Source organism: Lacimicrobium sp. SS2-24 (genome assembly GCF_002201535.1).
Taxonomy (GTDB): Bacteria; Pseudomonadota; Gammaproteobacteria; order Enterobacterales; family Alteromonadaceae; genus Lacimicrobium.
Window position 1 is genome coordinate 318,232 of sequence record NZ_NIWW01000001.1, and the last position, 18,888, is coordinate 337,119.

Here is an 18,888-nt window from a genome sequence, read left to right on the forward strand (position 1 = left end):
CTATTAACTATGCTGGTGACATTCTGTTAAACCATCATGTTGTGGGGCACATTGCCAGACTATATCTATAATTCATCTTTCGTCTTACTCGGTATTTCGCTGGCCATTGGCCTGTTGATTGGTATCGAGCGAGGTTGGAAGCAACGAACCGCCAATGAAGGTCATCGCATAGCCGGCCTTCGCACTTACGGTTTAACCGGATTAGCCGGTGGCTGTAGTGCCATCATGCAACCCTTTGTGGGACAACTAACCATAGGATTATTGTTCCTTGGCTTTGCGCTGGCTGTCAGTATGGCTTACCTGCGTGGTAAACAACATTCCGAAGATGCCAGTATCACCAGCCTGGTCAGTTTGTTACTGACCTATATGCTGGGCATGTTAGCAGCATTTGAACAGATTGAACTGGCGGCATCCGCCGCCATTATCACCGCCTTGCTGCTGCGCTACAAAGAACTTCTGCATGGCTGGTTACGCCAGTTAGAAGACCATGAGCTCAAAGCCGGCCTGCAACTGCTGCTCATCTCCATTGTGCTGCTGCCGGTCTTACCCGATCAGGGTTATGGTCCCTGGCAGGTTCTCAACCCTTATGAAATCTGGTGGATGGTGGTATTGATCGCCGGGATTTCCTTCGTTGGCTATTTCGCCATGAAATTTGCTGGCACCGACAAAGGCATCATTTTAACCGCGCTGAGTGCCGGTCTGGCTTCTTCAACCGCACTGACTTTGCATTTTTCCAGACTAGCCAGAGAACAAACATCACTACAACGTCAGCTGAGCGCGGGTATTCTAATCGCCTGTGGCACCATGTTCCCCCGGGTGGTACTGATTGCCACGTTAATCAATCCGGCACTGCTGTCATTATTGTGGTGGCCAATGGCGGTGATGATGCTGGTCATTCTGCTCAGTGCCGGGTTGCTGTGGAAAACCCGCGCAGTACAACAGCCAGCCTCTCTGACACGGCTTCTTAATCCCCTGGCGCTTCAGTCTGCGGTGTTATTCGGCGGATTGTTAATGGTGATTTTATTATTAGGGCAGTGGATGCGTGAACTCTTTGGTGACACGGGCATTTATGCCCTGGCACTGGTATCGGGTATTGCTGATGTGGATCCGATTAACCTGACGCTGGCCAGAATGAGTCTGGACAATACCACGCTGACGGTCGCTGTCAGCGGCATAGTCATCGCTGCGTGCAGTAATTCACTGGTAAAAGCAATAATGGCGGTATCCATTGCCGGCAAAGCCATGCTGTTTCATGTGCTGCTACCCTTGTTGGGCGCCATCAGTTGTGGCCTCTTAAGTCTGTTGATGGTGTAATCCTGTAAGGCAAACAGAGCGACTCACTGAGGCTATATATCGACGCTAAAACCCGGGAAAGCGACATACTTTCCCGGGTATAGGTTTATGAGAACCTTATGGCTTCGGGACTCTGCTGGTATTCTTGGCCGTGCGGCGTTTCTTCTGCCATCTGGGCTGAGGCGGCAAGCCGGTATGTTTGGTTAATGCGCGCTCGCCACGGCCGGGTTTCTGGGCCTTCTGACGTTTTTCATCGACGCTTTCTGGGGGTACCAGGTGTTGTGGTCCCCGCCCTATCAAATCCTCACGTCCCATTTTTTTCAGTGCCTCGCGGATCTGGGCAAAATTCTTAGGATCATGATAACGCAGCATGGCTTTATGCAAACGTCGCTGAATCTCACCTTTCGCTGCAGGTACGGTTTCACTGTCCTTGGTCACTTTTTTCAGTGAATTAACCCCTGTATGGTACATCGTAGTGGCGCTGGCCATGGGCGACGGATAAAAGTTCTGTACCTGATCCAGCTTGAAACGATTTTCTTTCAGCCAGATCGCCAGCGCCAGCATGTCTTCATCGGTTGTGCCCGGGTGCGAAGCGATAAAATAGGGGATCAGATACTGCTTCTTACCCGCTTCGGCAGAATACTTATCAAACAGCTCTTTAAAGCGGTAGTAACTGCCCATACCGGGCTTCATCATTTTTGACAGCGGGCCTTCTTCTGTATGCTCAGGTGCAATTTTCAGGTATCCGCCCACGTGGTGGCGCGCCAGCTCCTCAACATAGCGAGGATCTTCCACGGCCAGGTCATAACGCACCCCTGAGGCGATCAGAATCTTTTTGATCCCTTTAAGCTCTCTCGCCCGTCGATATAAGTTAATCGTCGGGGTATGGTCGGTGTCCATATGGGCACAGATTGAGGGGTAAACGCAAGAGGGCCGTCGGCAGGTCGCCTCTGCTTTGGGGCTGCGGCATTTCAACCTGTACATATTGGCAGTGGGGCCACCCAAATCTGAAATAACCCCGGTAAAACCCGGTACTTTGTCGCGAATGTCTTCGATTTCACGAATGATTGAGTCTTCTGAGCGGCTTTGTATGATGCGCCCTTCGTGCTCAGTAATAGAACAAAATGAACAGCCTCCATAGCAGCCACGCATAATGTTTACCGAGAAACGAATCATCTCATAGGCAGGGATCTTTGCATCCCCATACACAGGATGAGGTACGCGCTGATAGGGCAAATCAAATACGGCGTCCATCTCTTCTGTTTCCAGCGGCATGGCCGGCGGATTGATCCAGATATGTCTGTCACCGTGACGCTGCATCAGTGCTCTTGCACAGCCAGGATTGGTTTCCTGGTGCAGAATGCGTGAAGTATGTGCGTATAGAGGTTTATTCGCAGAGACCGTCTCAAAGGCGGGCAACTTGACGTAAACCTTTTCCCAGGGTTTGCGGCGTGTATCTGGTTGTACGACCACCGGCTTGGCCTGTGCAGACGTATCGCTATCGCCCTGGGCCTTCTTATCGTCACAGTCAGAGATGGTTTGATAAGGACTCGGGATCGGGTCTATTTTTCCGGGTCGGTCTAATTGGGTAGAGTCCACACCCTGCCACTCTTCAAGCGCCTGCTTTACGATAATGGCCGTGCCGCGCACATCACGAATATCGGATATGGCTTCTCCGGCAGCAAGACGATGCGTGACTTCAATCAGAGGACGTTCCGCATTTCCATACATCAACATGTCAGCTTTGGCATCAAATAACACCGACCGGCGTACTTTTTCAGACCAGTAGTCATAATGGGCTATGCGCCTGAGGCTCGCTTCGATACCACCAATGATCAGTGGTACGTCTTTGTAGGCTTCGCGACACCGTTGAGCATACACGGTCACCGCCCTATCCGGGCGTTTACCCCCAACATTGCCGGGTGTGTAGGCATCATCGTGACGCAGCTTTTTGTCCGCAGTATACCGATTAATCATCGAGTCCATGTTACCTGCGGTAACGCCAAAATAGAGGTTAGGTTTACCCAATGCCATAAACGCGTCTTTACTGCGCCAGTCGGGCTGCGCAATAATGCCTACCCTAAAACCATGAGACTCCAGCACACGGCCAATAACGGCCATGCCAAAGCTGGGATGATCCACATAGGCATCGCCCGTTACCAGAATGATATCGCAGCTATCCCACCCCAACTCATCCATCTCTGCGCGACTCATTGGCAGAAAAGGCGCTGTGCCATAGCAATGGGCCCAGTACTTAGGGTAAGAGAACAGCGAGCGTTCGGCTTTAATCGTAGCGGTTACATTCATATATGGGGCAGCACCTGAAGAAGTAGAAGGCGAAAAACGCTGCGCAGTATACCTGATTTCACCTGATTATTTGTAGAAATATTAACCAAACATTGTCAGAGTCGATTAAACGCCGCAAGCGGATGGGTGGTGGTGATTCGCATGCTGACCCGCTGCCCCGGCGCCAGTTGTTGTTCATGATTCACCCGGACTCGCAGTTCAATATCCTTGTCTTCCAGTTGCACAGCATAAAAGCGTGCGCCCCCTTCATATCTGACCCACTTTATGTAGCCCTCTCCTTTTTCATCCTGATGCACACTTAAATCATCTGGACGCAACAGTAAGTCAATGTTGTCACAGGCTTCATTGATGGGAATAGCTGGAGCCTCACCTAATGTGGTCATAGCTATTTTCTTATCTGCTGACAAACGACCTGGCAAAAAACTCGCTTCCCCGAGGAAGCGGGCAACGAAACGGTCTGAAGGCTCTGAGAAACACCGTTCTGGCGTGTCCAGTTGATGCAATCTTCCGCCTTTTAGCACGCCAATTCTGTCACCAACAGAGAGCGCCTCTTCCTGATCATGTGTCACCCAAATTGCGGGTACGCCTGCTTTTTTTAGTGCGTCTCGTATTTCCCATCTCAGGCTGTCTTTGAGTGCAGCATCCAGATTTGACAGGGGTTCATCTAACAGAACACATTGGGGATCGTGCGCAAGTGTACGAGCCAGCGCCACACGTTGCTTTTGCCCTCCTGACAGCGTGGCGGGCCAGGCATGGCGATGTGCATCTAATCCCAGTAAACGTATCCAGTGTTCTGCCCGATCGCGACGTTTGAGTTTAAAATAAATGTTCTGCTCGACACTTAGATGTGGAAACAAAGCGAAATCCTGGAAAACCATTCCCAGTTGGCGCTTCTCGGGTGGAATCAGCTGTTTTGCGGTGGCGCGCCAGTTTGCTAGGGAAATCGTCCCGGCGTGTATCGGCACCAATCCGGCAAGGACGTTTAAGATGGTCGTTTTACCGCACCCGGTGGGACCTACCAGCATCAGTATTTCGTCTTTTTCGAGGCTGAAACTGACGTCACTGACCACCTGATGCTCGCCGTAATAAACGGCTAAATTACTAACATCTAACATATGACCACCTATCCTTAAGGATCTGACAGTTCGATTTCGGCACGACGCTCACCCGATAGCATGAGCATGAGTATCAGCACCGACATCAGAATAAGTAACAATCCGGGTATGGCGGCATGACCAAAATAGCCGGCTTCGTATACCCGCCATAAATACGTGGCCAGTGTCTCAAATCCGGTAGGGCCTAACATCAGCGTTGCAGGAAGTTCACGCATTGCTTCCAAAAAAACCAGCGCAGCGCCGGCAACAATGCCGCGCACTGTCAGCGGCAGAGTAATGCGCCTGAAGGTCTCCGCTGGGCGTGCGCCAAGTAAACGAGCTGCGCTGACCAGACTCGGATCCAGACGTTCCGAGGCGGTTCTCACGGCACCGACAGCCAGCGGTAAAAAACGCAATACATAGGCGATGACAAGCAGCCCCAGCGTTTGATAAAGCCAGGGCAATTGCAAACCGACATACACCAGTGCCGTACCCATAACAATTCCCGGCACCCCAAAGCCAAGATAGGTAATACGTTCCATTACCCTGCCGGATTTTGAGCGTATCGCAGCATGCGCTACTGGAATGGCCAGCAACACCGCGACCGCGGCGGCAAGCAACGAGGCATAAGCTGAATTAAAGGCGTATTGTAGCTCAAAGTTGCCGCTGCCCTCACGCCACAGCCACAGGCTGAAAACGGATAAAGGTAGCATAATCGCCAGGATCAGCACCGGCAAAAAAGCACTCACCATTACCGCCCGCTGCCATCTTCCCGGCCAGAGTCGTAATGGTCGTCCGGGCATTTCTTTAGTGCCTGTCACCCTCGACTCGATAAACACTAACAGCGCGACAATACACAGTAACTGCAGTGACAACATGGCTGCCTGGCTTAAACCAAAGGCGTTATATTCCACGTATATCACACGGGTAAAGGTGTCCACTTGCATGATGGCCGGTGTGCCAAAATCAGATAACGCATACAGGGCAGCCAACAAGGCACCCGCTGCAATGCCCCGAGTCACTCTGGGCAGCACCACACTAAAAAGACAGCCTGGCAATGACATACCGAGTGTTCGCGCTGCATTAACCTGACTGGCATCCAGACTGCGTAATGCGCTGCGCGTGGTTAACAAGACAAAGGGATAGGTATAGAGGGTCATCACCATAACAGCACCGGGCATGCCTCTGACCGCAGGCAGCGACAGTCCCAGGGCATTGTCGATTTCACCACCAGGGCCAAACGCTGCATAGAGTGTAAAGGCACCAATATAACTAGGCATAGCCAGCGGCGCAGTCAGTAACACCAACCAGGTTTTACGCAACGGCGTTTCTACATAGGCGGTAAACAGGGCCAGAGGCACACCAATCAGTGTCGCACCCAGCGCGGTCAGTGACATCAGAGTGAGTGTGTTAATCATCACTCTGATATTATGCGGATCAAAAACTTGCGCAGACTCAGAGGCGAGCACCGCCAACACGATAATCGGCCCTATCGCCAGTGCGGCAATCAGTGCACTGGGAAGATATGACAGGGGAATGGTCTTCATAACACTCCGACATCCCGCATCATATCTAAGGTAGGACGTAAATCAGCGAGTTGGGTAAGATCCAGTTTTGGCGGCGACATGCTGGATAAGCCTGGCAAACCCGCTGGCATAGAAACGCCATTGACCAGTGGAATTTCATAGGCTTCGGAGGCAAGATAAGACTGCACTTCCTGCGTTAACAGGTAACGAATAAAGTTAACTGCCGTGCTATTTTCACTCAAACATACGATGCCGGAGGCATTAACCAGACACCCTGCATCGTTCTTCGTAAAGGCAAGTTCTATATTCGCCTGTGGTTTTCCGGCTTTAAGACGCAGACTGTAATAATGGTTAGCTAAACCCAGGTCCACTTCTCCCCGTTCTACAGCCATTACCACGCCGAGCTCGCCGGCATAACTGGTAGAGCGAGCTTTCATTGCACTAAGCCAATCAGCGGTCTGCTGTTCGCCGTTGAGTAAGCGCATGGCGGTCACAAACGACTGAAAAGACGCATAGGCGGGTGCCCAGCCTATAGACAGTTGGCTGTCAGCCAGTGCCATAATGCTATCAGGGATGGCACTGGCAGCAATGCGTTGTGGGTTGTACGGTAAAGTACGAATACGCCCCGTGACTGGCGCCCACTGAGGATACTGAAACCCTGCCTTAAGTTGCGACGTCAGTTCTGGCGGCAAGGATTTTGCCAGACCGTTTGCCGTCACCAGCCCAATGGCACCAGAATCTACTGCCCAGAACAGATCAGCCCGCCGAACACCGGCCCTGGCTTCTGCCACAAGCGTATTAGCCAGTGCAGCAGTGGCGCCCCGGCGTACACGTAAATCCAAGTCAGGGTTCCTATCTCGGATCGCATCCAGGACCTTTTCATATAACCCCCCTTCTCCCCGACCCAGGTACAGGGTCAGTTCACCGGTTAATGACGGTAGTTGCTCCACTGAAAGGGCCATGCGCTGATCGCTCTGAAATGCGCGTGCCCAGGGCGTCGCTGTGAGAAAACTGGCAGCGGCTATACCCTGAATAAAGGATCTGCGATGCACTTAAAATACGTCCCTGGTGCTCTTTTCAGCCTTGTTGAGTAAGCCTTGTGCCTGATTAAGCTTGGTCTGCATCTGCGTCACAATTTGACGAATGATGGTAATGTCAGCCTGTTCTTTGAGAGCCACGGGTAAGGTCACATTGAAATCTTTTTCCAGCCCTTCTACCAGCGATGCATCCTGTTCTATGAGTTGCCCTTCCAGACCTTCAAACAGATTCAGGTAAGTGCTATGCACAATATCAATAGCCTGTTGAGGCAGTTTTTCCGCCGCTTTGGCCACAACACGGTCTAAACGGTGGTTAATTTCAGTAATGGTCTGACTGGCAGTACCCGGGCTGTTTTCCTTACCGGCTTGCGCGAGCTTACCCTGCTGCTGATATTGAGCCGCCAGCTTAACCGCACCTAACGCCTGCCACAGACTCGTTTCAAAAAGCCTTTGTTGCTGACGCACCTGTTGTAGCGCTTTACCTTTTTCTATTGCATCTTTGACACCGAATAAACCCTGCCAAATCAAGGCATAAACCGGCACATAGCTGGTTTCGATGGCGGCATGAAAATCAACGGCTTCCCAGTAATCGATCAGAACATCGGATTGCACTCCCTGTTTGCCTTTGTCGGCATAGGTTGCAATAACCTCATCCACCTGACGGATCAGCATGTCGACTTCTTCGCTGTAGTGAGGAATATGTTGTTGCAGTTGATGGACATGCTCACCAATAGGGCCATTTGCGTAAACAGATGTCGACGCCACTGCCAGGCCCATTGCGATGCCCGCCACCATACGTTGACTGGTTTTATAGATGCGCTGCATAGTTAGCCTTTGTCTAGTATAAAGAAGTGCAAATGATACTTATTATCAGCAAAGAATGAAAGTCCCCCAATGTGGGTACCAGGGCCTAGTGACCATAAAGAAGAGTCAGCATCTTCTGCCATTCAATAAAAAAAGGGAAACGCCACGGTTTGCGTTTCCCTTTATTGTTCAGTTCGTTCTCAGCTGACGAACCATCAGCCTGCGTGGTTGTGCCCCATCAGTCCTGGTGCTGCTCTGCCAGGTAAAGCCAGGTGTCGATGACGGTGTCCGGATTAAGCGACACACTGTCGATTCCCTGCTCCACCAGCCAGGCCGCAAGATCTTCATGGTCTGATGGTCCCTGACCGCAGATACCGACATATTTACCGCGCGCTTTGGCAGCCTTAATCGCCATGGCTAACAAGATTTTAACCGCTTCATTACGCTCGTCGAATAGATGAGCAATCACGCCCGAATCCCGATCCAGTCCGAGTGTGAGCTGCGTCAAATCGTTCGAGCCGATAGAAAAGCCATCAAAAATATCCAGGAATTGATCGGCTAACAGCGCATTGGACGGTAATTCACACATCATGATGACACGCAATCCATTTTCACCCTGTCTGAGCCCCTGCTCTTCGAGTAGCTCAATCACCTTGCGTCCCTCTTCGAGGGTTCTGACAAAGGGGATCATAATCTCCACGTTGGTCAGGTCCATCTGGTTGCGTACCCGCTTGATGGCTTCACATTCCAGCGCAAAACAATCACGGAAATCTTCGGAGATATAACGACTTGCACCACGGAAACCCAACATCGGGTTTTCTTCGTGGGGCTCATATTGGTATCCGCCCACCAGGTTAAAGTATTCGTTAGACTTGAAGTCTGACATGCGCACGATCACTTTCTCAGGCGAGAATGCGGCACCGATAGTGGCAATACCTTCTACGAGTTTTTCAACATAGAACTCAACCGGCGAGCTGTAGCCTGCCATTAAATCATCGATTTCGGCTTTGACATCATCGGGTTGTTGGTCGTAGTTCAGCAACGCTTTGGGATGTACGCCAATCATACGGTTGATAATAAACTCAAGACGGGCAAGGCCCACCCCGGCATGAGGCAACCGGGCAAAGTCAAAGGCCCGATCCGGGTTACCCACGTTCATCATGACTTTTAGCTTCATATCAGGCATGGCATCAATGCGCGACGTCACCACATCGAAATCCAGCACATCGCCATAGATATAACCGGTATCCCCTTCTGCGCAGGAAACAGTGACTTTGTCACCGTTCTGGATTTGTGCCGTGGCATCACCACAGCCGACCACTGCCGGAATACCCAGCTCTCTGGCGATGATTGCTGCATGACAGGTGCGTCCACCACGATTAGTTACAATGGCAGAGGCCTTTTTCATGATCGGCTCCCAGTCAGGATCCGTCATGTCGGTAACAAGCACATCACCGGGCTGAATTTTATTCATTTCATCAATAGAGCCAAGTACTTTGGCTTCACCGCTACCGATTTTATGTCCGATGGCGCGACCTTCGCAGACTATGTTAGCTTCGCCTTTGAGCTGAAAACGCTCTATGCTTTGCGCGTCGTCACGGCTGCGCACCGTTTCAGGGCGTGCCTGTACGATATAGAGTTTCCCGTCAGTACCATCTTTTGCCCATTCAATGTCCATGGGCCGCTGGTAATGCTTCTCAATGATTTGCGCCTGCTTGGCTAATTCCATCACTTCCTGATCATTGAGTGAGAACCGATGACTGTCAGCAGCATCAACATCAACAATGTCCACCTGTTTACCGTGACTGGCATCGTCTGAGTAGATCATTTTCTTCAGTTTGCTGCCCAGATTTCGACGCACAACGGCGGGTTTGCCTTTTTCAAGGGTTGGCTTGTGGACATAGAATTCGTCTGGATTCACCGCCCCCTGTACCACCATTTCGCCGAGGCCGAAAGATGAGGTGATAAACACCACATCTTCGAAACCCGATTCGGTGTCAATGGTAAACATGACGCCGGAGGACGCGCAATCAGAGCGCACCATGCGCTGAATGCCAGCCGATAACGCCACGCCTTTGTGATCGTATCCCTGGTGAACACGATAGGAAATCGCTCGATCATTAAATAAAGAGGCATACACATGCTTAATCGCAATCAGCACATTGTCGTAACCCTTTACATTAAGAAAAGTTTCTTGCTGACCGGCAAAAGACGCATCGGGCATATCTTCGGCTGTCGCAGAAGAGCGTACCGCAAACGAGGCCTCACCGCCTGCTTCTTGCTGGAGTTGGTCGAACGCTGCCTGGATGGCGGCTTCGAGTTCGGGCTGGAAGGGCGTGTCGATAATCCACTGACGTATCTCTGCGCCCGCTTTGGTCAGCGCATCCACATCATCCACATCCAGAGCATCCAGGGTTTCATGGATACGCGCATCCAGCCCACTTTGTTCGAGAAATTCGTTAAACGCCTCAGCGGTAGTCGCAAATCCTCCCGGCACCATGACACCGGCATTGGCCAGATTGGAAATCATTTCACCCAGAGAGGCATTTTTGCCCCCCACTCTATCCACATCATGCATGCCTAACTGCTGATACCACAAGACGTATTTCTGCACCGCTAGCTCTCCTGAATATATCCGTGAATTCAAAGCCAATGAGATAACAACTGACTTTTATCGCTGGGGATTTTAGAATGCGGGTAATAACAAAGTAAAATTTTATTTGTTTTCGTAATAAATTTACAACATTGTTAAGGAATTGTTTTGCGCACTGCCTACTATATATCAGATGGAACCGCGATAACCTCAGAAGTGTTTGGTCATGCGTTATTGTCCCTTTTCCCTACCGAATTCAATCATATCACCATTCCCTTTGTGGAAACGTCGGAACATGCAGAACGCGTAAACGCGCAAATCGCCAAAACTTTTAGTGACAGCAGTGAACGTCCTTTGGTGTTTTATACCATCGTTAATTCTGATGTCCGTGAAATTATTTCAAACTCCGTGGGCATTAATTACAATTTCCTCGACCAGTTTGTGGCGCCATTGGAAAAAATACTGGGTATTCCGGCCAAACCGGAAAAACATCGTACCCACAGCATTCATGAAAAGACCTATGATATTCGTATTGAAGCGGTCAACTATGCACTGGCAAACGATGATGGCAGTAATACGGACAATTATGATGAGGCGGATATCATTTTAGTGGGAGTATCACGCTCGGGTAAGACACCGACCAGCCTTTATTTGGCATTACAGTATGGTATCAAAGCGGCTAACTATCCATTCACAGAAGAAGATATGGGCGATATGCTGAAACTGCCTGCAAAATTGCGCCGTTTTAAACAAAAACTATTTGGCCTGACCATCAATCCTGAACGTTTACATCAGATTCGATCTGAGCGCAGGGCTAACAGCAAATATGCCTCTATGCGTCAATGCCGTATGGAATTGCGGGAAGTGGAAAATCTGTATCGCAGAGAATGTATTCCGTTTTTGAACAGTACAAAGTATTCCATTGAAGAGATTTCAGCAAAAATTCTGGCAGAGACCGGACTGCAGCGTAAAAAATACTGATAATCCGAGGTGAAAATGGTACACAAAGGCAATGTAAGGTGGCAGTGGACGCCGGGTATTCGCGCCTTAAGTGGCAAAGATACTCGCCTGTTACATACAAAAATACGCAACAGGCCCAGCGCGGGTCAATAAGCAAAGGCCGATGATGTTATACCGACTGAAAAATGATTTTCGACTCTCTATCATCACGCTGCTGAGTGTCTGCGCCATTGTCGGTATTACGCCCTTTGCGGTGTATCGCCTGATTAACGGCGACCAGTTAGCCGCCATTGTCGATACCCTTATTTTACTCAGTATTTGCAGTGTCATGGCATATGCCTGGATGTCCGGGGATACCCGTCGCAGCGGCGTTATTATGGCAGTGGTAGTATGCTGCGGTGGCCTGGTAGTGGTGAGTCTGCAACACATTATCGGGTTGTTCTGGCTGTACCCATGTTTTATCACCAGTTTTTTCCTGACCTCCTCCCGGTTAGCTGTGCTAATCAATGGTCTGGCATTATTTACCCTTGGGGTGTTCAAGGTGGGTAATATCCCATCAGAACAACTCGTCTCGTTCATTACCACCGCGATCGTGGTCAGTGCTTGTGCCTATGTGTTTTCTCGTCGCAATGAGTCTCAGCGACGTCGCCTGGAACAGCTGGCGACGCTGGATCCTCTCACCGGTGTTAAAAATCGTCGCGCCATGGAGGAAGAGTTACATAAGGCTGTACTAAACCTGCAGCGCCATCAGATTCAATACGGGCTGGCGATCATCGATTTAGATCATTTTAAAGCGATTAATGACGAGCATGGACATGCCGAGGGTGACCAGGTTCTGATTAAATGTGTGGATATCATCACTGACCAGATCAGACAGTCAGATCAGCTTTTCCGCTTTGGTGGCGAAGAGTTTGTGTTGCTGCTGCCAGGAACTGATGAGTCCGGGCTGATTTCTGTCACGCAAAACCTGCTTGAGGTGATCAGAGAACAATTACAAAGCCCCTCTGCCAGAGTAACAGCGTCCTTTGGCCTGGCCTGCCTTGGGGCCAAGGAAAATGCTGATGACTGGATGGCGCGCGCCGACAGCGCGCTTTATCAGGCGAAAGAAAACGGCCGCGACCAGGTGGTGATGGCGGACTCTGCGTCACACCATCCACAAAAAGATACCGCCGTGGCGTAACCGCCGGTTAGGCTTTGAGGTGATCAGCCACCAGAAAAGCCAGTTCCAACACCTGATCGGCGTTCAGCCTTGGGTCACACTGTGTCTGATAACACTCAGCCAGGTCCGATTCGCTAATCTTGTAAGCGCCCCCGGTACACTCAGTGACATGCTGTCCGGTCATTTCAAGGTGAATACCCCCTGCATGGGTGCCCTCACTCTGATGAGCCTGGAAAAACTGACGTATTTCGCGCAATATGGCATCAAAATTACGGGTCTTATAACCACTTGAGGCTTTAACCGTATTACCGTGCATGGGATCTGAGCTCCATACCACTTTACGTCCCTCCTGCTTTACCCGGCGCAGCAACTTGGGCAGTTTGTCAGCAAGATTGTCGGCGCCCATTCGGGTAATCAGCGTCAGGCGGCCTGCTTCATTATCAGGGTTGAGTGCATCGATTAAACGGATAAGTTCATCTTCCTGCATGCCGGGACCAATCTTGACCCCCACAGGGTTATGAATACCCCGGAAGAACTCAACGTGGGCATGATCAAGCTGTCGCGTTCGCTCCCCAATCCACAACATGTGTGCAGAGCAGTTGTACCATTTTCCGGTCAGGGTATCGTTGCGGGTCAGCGCCTGTTCATAATTGAGTAAAAGTGCCTCGTGTGACGTAAACAAACTGGTTTCATGGAGCGCTGAATTGTTGCTGGAATTAATCCCCACCACTTCCATAAAAGAAAGTGCATCCTGAATGCGCTGGGCCATATCCTGATACCGCTCTTTGAGCGGATTGTTCTCAACAAAAGCCATATTCCAGCGATTCACCTGATGAAGATCCGCCAGTCCACCCTGCGCGAAAGCCCGCAGCAGGTTTAATGTGGCCGCAGAGCGGTGGTATGCTTCAATCATTCGTTCCGGATTGGGCTGACGTGCCTCATCAGTGAACGCAAAGTCATTGATGATATCTCCCCGGTAACTGGGTAAGGCCACGCCATCAATGGTTTCCATATCGCTGGAGCGAGGCTTGGCGTATTGACCAGCCATGCGTGCAACTTTGGTTACCGGGCAGCGCCCTGCAAAGGTCAGCACGATGGCCATTTGCAGAATAACTTTAAAGGTGTCTCGGATCTTTGGCGCGTTAAACTCATCAAAGGACTCGGCGCAATCTCCCCCTTGCAGCAAAAAACCCTTTCCTTCAGCCACGTCTCCAAGCTGACGGAACAGTTCACGGGCTTCGGCAGCAAACACCAGAGGTGGATATTTGGCCAACCGCGCTTCGGCATTTTGCAGTTGTTGCTGATCTTGATAGGTGGGTTGTTGTTGAATAGGCAGCTTGCGCCAGCTATCAGGTTGCCACTGAGTCACGTCAATTCCTTAAATGCGTTGATTATTCCAAAACGATATGAATTCTGCTCAAAGCAGAGTCTGAAACTTACGGTTTCTGAAAGAAAATTTCAATTAGAGATAAGTCTGAATTAGGCGATTTTGTTCTGTATCGGCAACAATGCGCACATTACAGGCAAACACTTCGCTCAGTCGAGCTTCGGTCAGTACCGCGTTAGGCACATCGTCTGCCGTGAGTTTTCCTTCGTGCATCAACCAGATGCGGTTGGCATATCGTTCAGCCAGGTTAAGCTGATGATGGCTCATGATGAGCATATTTCCCTTTCTTACCAGTTCATTGAGCAAAATACACAGTCGGTGTTGATGGGAAAAATCTAACCCCTGTACCGGTTCATCCAGCAAAATCAGCGCTTTTCCGTCGTCTATGGCCGGCCAGATTTGCATCAGACAGCGGGCAATCTGTACCCGTCGTTGTTCTCCACCGGAGAGCTCATTTAGCGGACGATGCAGGAACTGCGTGATATCCAGAGCCTGTTCCAGCTCATCTGGCAGTGGGCGCGTATCGCAAAAAAAGCTCAGGCTTTCTTCTACGGTCAGCGCAAAAACACTGCGATGGGTTTGTTCCATCAGGCAGCGACAGGTTGCAAGTTCTGCCGTAGAGTAATGGTAAAGGTTTCTGCCTTCGAGCCAGATAGTGCCCTGCTGCGCAGTGATAAGCCCGGCAATCAGGTTTAACAGACTGGATTTGCCGGAACCGTTAGGACCCAGAAGATGAATCGCATCCCCTGGAACCACATCCAGGCTGACCTGTTTTATCCGTTGGGGAAGCGAGAGCCCCTCAATCCTTAACATGGTTATCGTGCCGCCAGTTTAATCACAGAATAGAGAAATACCGGCCCACCCAGCGTCGCCGTCAGCATCGACACCGGTACGGCGACACCGCCAAACAGATCAGAGACCAGAATGACCAGCAACATGAGTATGGCCCCCAGCAAAGCCGATGCGGGGAGAATAAAACGGTTGTCAAAACCGAATACATTGCGCAGTAAATGAGGCACCAAAAGCCCGACAAAGGCGATTGAACCTGCTAGGGATACGGCAACGCCAACTAAAAAGGCACTCACGAGCAGCATTCTGGGATAAAAGCGGACGATATCCAGGCCCGCCAATTGAGCGCTGCGTTGCCCCATATACAGCCAGTTTAACGCCCGTCCCTGAATGATCACCACGCCCAGTGCCAGGCAAACCGGCAGCAATGCCAGCAACACCAGCTGCAGGCTGGCCTGATGAAGACTGCCCAGCAACCAGAACGTCAGGTTTCTCAGTGACTGAGCATCAGAAAAGAAATACAGCCACGCAATAATCCCACCGCTGAGTGTAGATATCGCAATGCCAGCCAAGATCACGCCACTTCCAGACACCAGACTCAGCCGTCTTGCCAGTACATATATCAACAGTGTCGAGAGCAGCGCGCCAATAAAACTGAACAAAGGGAGGCCGTACTCCAGTAAGACAGCGCTGAGACTGCCTCCGATGAGCAGATAAATGGCTGCAAACAGGCTTGCACCACTGCTAATACCAATGATGCCGGGGTCTGCCAGGGGGTTGCGCAGCATTACCTGTAATAAGGCCGAGCTGGTTGCCAGACTCGCCCCCACCATCATGGCGCATAGTACCAGGGGTAAGCGCAACTGCAGCAAAATTTGCCGGTCTACCTGCTCGGAAAACTGAAGATCACGGAGCAGGACAAAGACAGCAAGGGTAAGCAATATCAATGACAACAGACTGAGCAGTCTGGTGCGGTAAAACATCAGGGTGCAGAGCTCTTCATTTTTCGGATCAGGCCGTCACATCCCTGCTCCACTAAATCTAACACCAACTCAAAACCGCGACGACCACCATAGTAGGGATCGGGCACTTCAATTTGTTCGTGACCGGCATACTCGAGAAACAGTTGAATTTTATGCTGGTACTCTTCAGGACAGCGCGCCAGCAGATCATCCTGATTGGACTGATCCATAGCCAGAATCAAATCATACTGCGCAAAATCTTCCTCACTCACCGGTCTTGAACGCTGTCCCTTAAAGCTGTACCCACGCTTTTCTCCGGCCTCACAGGTGCGCCGATCAGGAAGGCTGCCAGCGTGAAACCCCGATGTGCCGGCTGAATCAACACGCACCTTTAGCGCCGTTTTAGCCACCTTGTGCTTGAAAATCGCATGGGCTGTCGGTGATCGGCACAGATTACCAAGACAAACAAATAAAACCGAAAACTCACCCTGAGACATGCCTGATTCCCGCGCTAAAAAAGGGGCTCTACTATGTCAGAATTACTCTGCCAGTCAAGCCGCGCCTGTCGCTATAGTATTACGCTTTGTGTTGTAACGCCTGGATGCGTTTTTCCAGCGGAGGATGGCTGCGAAACAGCTCTGCCACCGCCGACTTGCCGCGAATACCAAAGGCCATCATGGTACCGTCGAGTTGCGATTCCTGGCTGTATTTTAGTCGTTGCAAGGCGGCAATCATTTTATTGCGTCCTACTAATGCGGCAGAACCTGAATCAGCGCGGTATTCGCGGTAGCGACTAAAGGCCATAACAATAATACTGGCGAGAATGCCAAAAACCATTTCAAGAATAAAAACGGTAGCCATATAAGCAAAGAATCCGCCTTGATTATTATTGCCGCGTAGCGCATTGGCCACAACGCGGGCCAGGAAGATCACAAAGGTATTCACCACCCCTTGTAATAAGGTCATGGTGACCATGTCTCCATTGGCGATATGGCTGATTTCATGTGCCAGTACGCCTTCAATTTCGTCCTGGCGCATGTTCTCAAGCAGCCCAGTGGATACCGCTACCAGGGCATTGTTTCGGTTGGCCCCGGTAGCAAAGGCGTTCATGTCAGCAGAGCGATAAATTGCCACTTCAGGCATTCCAATGCCGGCTTGTTCCGAGAGTCTGGCGATGGTATCGACGAGCCATTTTTCAGTGCTGTTGACCGGCTCTGCAATGACATGAGCACCAACAGAACGTTTAGCAATCCATTTGGACATCAGCAAAGATATAAAAGCGCCGCCAAAGCCAAAGATGCTGGCAAAGACCAATAAACCACCATTACCTTGCATGGTCAGCCCAAACAGCGGCAAAACCAGGTTAAGTACAATACCGAGAACCAGAACAACGGCTAAGTTGGTAGCAATAAACAGCAGTACACGTTTCATCATCAACACTCCAATGACATTTCTGGACTAATATTGGGCCCTGGGACCGCCTTTTCAAATGTTTAAACTGTGAGCAAATATTTCGCCATAGCATTTAATGGCCGCGCTCGTGCCTGACTTATAGCAGCACGGCGGGTATACTCAAACTCTTTTTTATGGTGTACACAGGAAAGTTTCATGCAGCTTCTCATGCTTAGCAGCTCCAAAGAGGGAAACAGCGAATTTTTACAAACCGCCCGGCCGATGATTGAGCGTCATCTAGACGGTATCCAGAATGTGCTTTTTATTCCCTATGCGGGGGTTACCCTTGACTGGGATGACTACACTAAAAAAGTGCAGCAGGCGCTGCCGAAACTCCAGGTCACAGGTATTCATGAGCATGAAGATGGGGAAGCTGCCCTCAGTCAAGCCAGCGCAATTGTCACCGGTGGTGGCAACACTTTTCATCTGCTTAATGAGCTGTATCAACGTCAATTGATTGAACCACTTCGAACACAGGTATCAAACGGTGTGCCTTATATTGGCTGGAGTGCCGGGGCCAACATTTGTGGCAATAGTATCCGCACCACCAATGACATGCCCATTGTTGCCCCGCCAAGTTTTGAGGCCTTAAATTTGGTGCCCTTTCAGATTAACCCCCATTACAGCGATTATCAGCCCCCCGGCTTTAATGGTGAAACCCGCGCTCAGCGCTTAGCTGAATTTATGGTACTGGAACCACACATGCCCATCGTAGGTATTCGTGAAGGCGGAGCCTTAGTGAGGCAAAATGACCGCCTGACCCTGGCGGGCGTCCACCCTGCTGTGGTATTTCAGGGGGGACATCAACGGGACGTGCAGCCGGGCGACGATCTTTCTGATTTACTCTAATACTTAAGGAGTCATCATGTCAGTCACTGAAATCAATCATCCACTGGTCAAGCATAAAGTCGGATTGCTGCGAAAAGATGGCATCAGTACCCGTGAGTTTCGTCAGTTGGCCAGTGAAATTGGCAGTTTATTGACCTATGAGGCAACTGCTGACCTGGCTTTGGAAAAAACCCCTATCCGCTGCTGGAGTGGAGATATTCAGGTCGATCAGATTCAGGGTAAAAAAGTGACCATCGTGCCCATTTTACGGGCAGGTCTGGGCATGCTCGATGGGGTACTGGAACTCATCCCTAACGCCAGAATCAGCGTGGTGGGAATGTATAGAGATGAGACCACGCTAAAGCCGGTATCTTATTTTCAGAAACTGAGTGCTGACCTCGATCAGCGCCTGGCCATTATCGTCGACCCGATGCTGGCGACCGGGGGTTCCATGATCGCCACCATAGACTTACTCAAACAACATGGCGCCACGTCCATTAAGGCGCTGGTACTAGTTGCCGCCCCTGAAGGCATTCAGGCATTACAACGTGCACATCCTGATGTGGAACTGTATACCGCAGCTATCGATGAGTGTTTAAACGAACGGGGCTACATCCTGCCTGGCCTTGGTGATGCCGGTGACAAACTGTTTGGCACTAAGTAAGCCTTAGCAGGGATGCAAATCAACACAATGGCG

General features: G+C 50.6%; 16 protein-coding genes. 5 read left to right on the plus strand and 11 right to left on the minus strand.

The window, feature by feature from the left end:
• Positions 1-36 precede the first annotated feature (36 nt).
• The gene (locus CCY32_RS01375) at positions 37-1,314 is read left to right on the plus strand and encodes an MgtC/SapB family protein (RefSeq protein ID WP_088328608.1); all 1,278 of its coding nucleotides are present in this window, start codon (positions 37-39) and stop codon (positions 1,312-1,314) included.
• A gap of 96 nt (positions 1,315-1,410) precedes the next feature.
• Here the strand turns inward: CCY32_RS01375 and CCY32_RS01380 are convergent, their stop codons facing one another.
• The 6 genes from CCY32_RS01380 to ppsA all read right to left on the minus strand — a co-directional run bounded on the left by CCY32_RS01380 (position 1,411) and on the right by ppsA (position 10,675).
• Positions 1,411-3,600 carry a YgiQ family radical SAM protein gene (locus CCY32_RS01380; RefSeq protein ID WP_088328610.1) on the minus strand — a complete coding sequence of 730 codons (2,190 nt, stop codon included), beginning with the start codon at positions 3,598-3,600 and terminating at the stop codon, positions 1,411-1,413.
• Positions 3,601-3,695: 95 nt separating this feature from the next.
• Positions 3,696-4,715, minus strand: a complete 1,020-nt coding sequence (locus CCY32_RS01385) for an ABC transporter ATP-binding protein (RefSeq protein ID WP_088328612.1) — start codon at positions 4,713-4,715, stop codon at positions 3,696-3,698.
• A 14-nt stretch (positions 4,716-4,729) separates the two neighbouring features.
• Positions 4,730-6,241 carry an iron ABC transporter permease gene (locus CCY32_RS01390; protein WP_088328614.1) on the minus strand — a complete coding sequence of 504 codons (1,512 nt, stop codon included), beginning with the start codon at positions 6,239-6,241 and terminating at the stop codon, positions 4,730-4,732.
• Positions 6,238-7,272 (minus strand): ABC transporter substrate-binding protein, encoded by a 1,035-nt coding sequence (locus CCY32_RS01395; protein ID WP_088328616.1) that lies wholly within the window; start codon positions 7,270-7,272, stop codon positions 6,238-6,240. Before CCY32_RS01395 ends, CCY32_RS01390 begins: the two co-directional genes overlap by 4 nt.
• The gene (locus CCY32_RS01400; protein WP_088328618.1) at positions 7,273-8,082 is read right to left on the minus strand and encodes a hypothetical protein; all 810 of its coding nucleotides are present in this window, start codon (positions 8,080-8,082) and stop codon (positions 7,273-7,275) included.
• Positions 8,083-8,299: 217 nt separating this feature from the next.
• Positions 8,300-10,675 (minus strand): phosphoenolpyruvate synthase, encoded by a 2,376-nt coding sequence (ppsA, locus tag CCY32_RS01405; RefSeq protein ID WP_088328620.1) that lies wholly within the window; start codon positions 10,673-10,675, stop codon positions 8,300-8,302.
• 147 nt (positions 10,676-10,822) lie between these two features.
• Between ppsA and CCY32_RS01410 the strand changes: the two genes are divergently transcribed.
• Both CCY32_RS01410 and CCY32_RS01415 read left to right on the plus strand, forming a co-directional pair.
• A complete protein-coding gene (locus CCY32_RS01410; protein WP_088328622.1) occupies positions 10,823-11,635 on the plus strand; it encodes a pyruvate, water dikinase regulatory protein in 813 nt (270 codons plus the stop codon).
• A gap of 142 nt (positions 11,636-11,777) precedes the next feature.
• Positions 11,778-12,794, plus strand: a complete 1,017-nt coding sequence (locus tag CCY32_RS01415) for a GGDEF domain-containing protein (RefSeq protein WP_246840494.1) — start codon at positions 11,778-11,780, stop codon at positions 12,792-12,794.
• 7 nt (positions 12,795-12,801) lie between these two features.
• On the opposite strand, the gene CCY32_RS01420 is transcribed toward CCY32_RS01415, so the two are convergent.
• The 5 genes from CCY32_RS01420 to htpX all read right to left on the minus strand — a co-directional run bounded on the left by CCY32_RS01420 (position 12,802) and on the right by htpX (position 17,342).
• Positions 12,802-14,142 carry a 3-deoxy-7-phosphoheptulonate synthase class II gene (locus CCY32_RS01420; RefSeq protein WP_088328624.1) on the minus strand — a complete coding sequence of 447 codons (1,341 nt, stop codon included), beginning with the start codon at positions 14,140-14,142 and terminating at the stop codon, positions 12,802-12,804.
• A 93-nt stretch (positions 14,143-14,235) separates the two neighbouring features.
• A complete protein-coding gene (locus tag CCY32_RS01425; protein ID WP_088328626.1) occupies positions 14,236-14,973 on the minus strand; it encodes an ATP-binding cassette domain-containing protein in 738 nt (245 codons plus the stop codon).
• A 2-nt stretch (positions 14,974-14,975) separates the two neighbouring features.
• Positions 14,976-15,932 (minus strand): iron chelate uptake ABC transporter family permease subunit, encoded by a 957-nt coding sequence (locus CCY32_RS01430; RefSeq protein WP_088328628.1) that lies wholly within the window; start codon positions 15,930-15,932, stop codon positions 14,976-14,978.
• The gene (locus CCY32_RS01435) at positions 15,932-16,408 is read right to left on the minus strand and encodes a low molecular weight protein-tyrosine-phosphatase (protein WP_088328630.1); all 477 of its coding nucleotides are present in this window, start codon (positions 16,406-16,408) and stop codon (positions 15,932-15,934) included. The genes CCY32_RS01430 and CCY32_RS01435 overlap by 1 nt, the downstream gene beginning before the upstream one ends.
• A gap of 79 nt (positions 16,409-16,487) precedes the next feature.
• Entirely contained in the window at positions 16,488-17,342 is an 855-nt protein-coding gene (gene htpX, locus CCY32_RS01440; protein WP_088329219.1) for a protease HtpX, read from the minus strand.
• 177 nt (positions 17,343-17,519) lie between these two features.
• Here htpX and pepE point away from each other — a divergent pair, with 177 nt between their 5' ends.
• A complete protein-coding gene (gene pepE / locus CCY32_RS01445; RefSeq protein ID WP_088328632.1) occupies positions 17,520-18,212 on the plus strand; it encodes a dipeptidase PepE in 693 nt (230 codons plus the stop codon).
• Positions 18,213-18,228: 16 nt separating this feature from the next.
• Positions 18,229-18,855 carry a uracil phosphoribosyltransferase gene (gene upp, locus CCY32_RS01450; RefSeq protein WP_088328634.1) on the plus strand — a complete coding sequence of 209 codons (627 nt, stop codon included), beginning with the start codon at positions 18,229-18,231 and terminating at the stop codon, positions 18,853-18,855.
• The last annotated feature ends 33 nt before the right edge of the window (positions 18,856-18,888 follow it).

Excerpts from the sequence above, each read along its gene's own strand:
- CCY32_RS01415 (WP_246840494.1), top strand. The coding sequence starts at position 11,778 with ATGATGTTATACCGACTGAAAAATGATTTTCGACTCTCTATCATCACG.
- CCY32_RS01435 (WP_088328630.1), bottom strand. The coding sequence starts at position 16,408 with ATGTCTCAGGGTGAGTTTTCGGTTTTATTTGTTTGTCTTGGTAATCTG.
- CCY32_RS01380 (WP_088328610.1), bottom strand. The coding sequence starts at position 3,600 with ATGAATGTAACCGCTACGATTAAAGCCGAACGCTCGCTGTTCTCTTAC.
- CCY32_RS01390 (WP_088328614.1), bottom strand. The coding sequence starts at position 6,241 with ATGAAGACCATTCCCCTGTCATATCTTCCCAGTGCACTGATTGCCGCA.
- CCY32_RS01385 (WP_088328612.1), bottom strand. The coding sequence starts at position 4,715 with ATGTTAGATGTTAGTAATTTAGCCGTTTATTACGGCGAGCATCAGGTG.
- upp (WP_088328634.1), top strand. The coding sequence starts at position 18,229 with ATGTCAGTCACTGAAATCAATCATCCACTGGTCAAGCATAAAGTCGGA.
- CCY32_RS01375 (WP_088328608.1), top strand. The coding sequence starts at position 37 with ATGTTGTGGGGCACATTGCCAGACTATATCTATAATTCATCTTTCGTC.
- pepE (WP_088328632.1), top strand. The coding sequence starts at position 17,520 with ATGCAGCTTCTCATGCTTAGCAGCTCCAAAGAGGGAAACAGCGAATTT.
- CCY32_RS01425 (WP_088328626.1), bottom strand. The coding sequence starts at position 14,973 with ATGTTAAGGATTGAGGGGCTCTCGCTTCCCCAACGGATAAAACAGGTC.
- htpX (WP_088329219.1), bottom strand. The coding sequence starts at position 17,342 with ATGAAACGTGTACTGCTGTTTATTGCTACCAACTTAGCCGTTGTTCTG.
- CCY32_RS01400 (WP_088328618.1), bottom strand. The coding sequence starts at position 8,082 with ATGCAGCGCATCTATAAAACCAGTCAACGTATGGTGGCGGGCATCGCA.
- CCY32_RS01430 (WP_088328628.1), bottom strand. The coding sequence starts at position 15,932 with ATGTTTTACCGCACCAGACTGCTCAGTCTGTTGTCATTGATATTGCTT.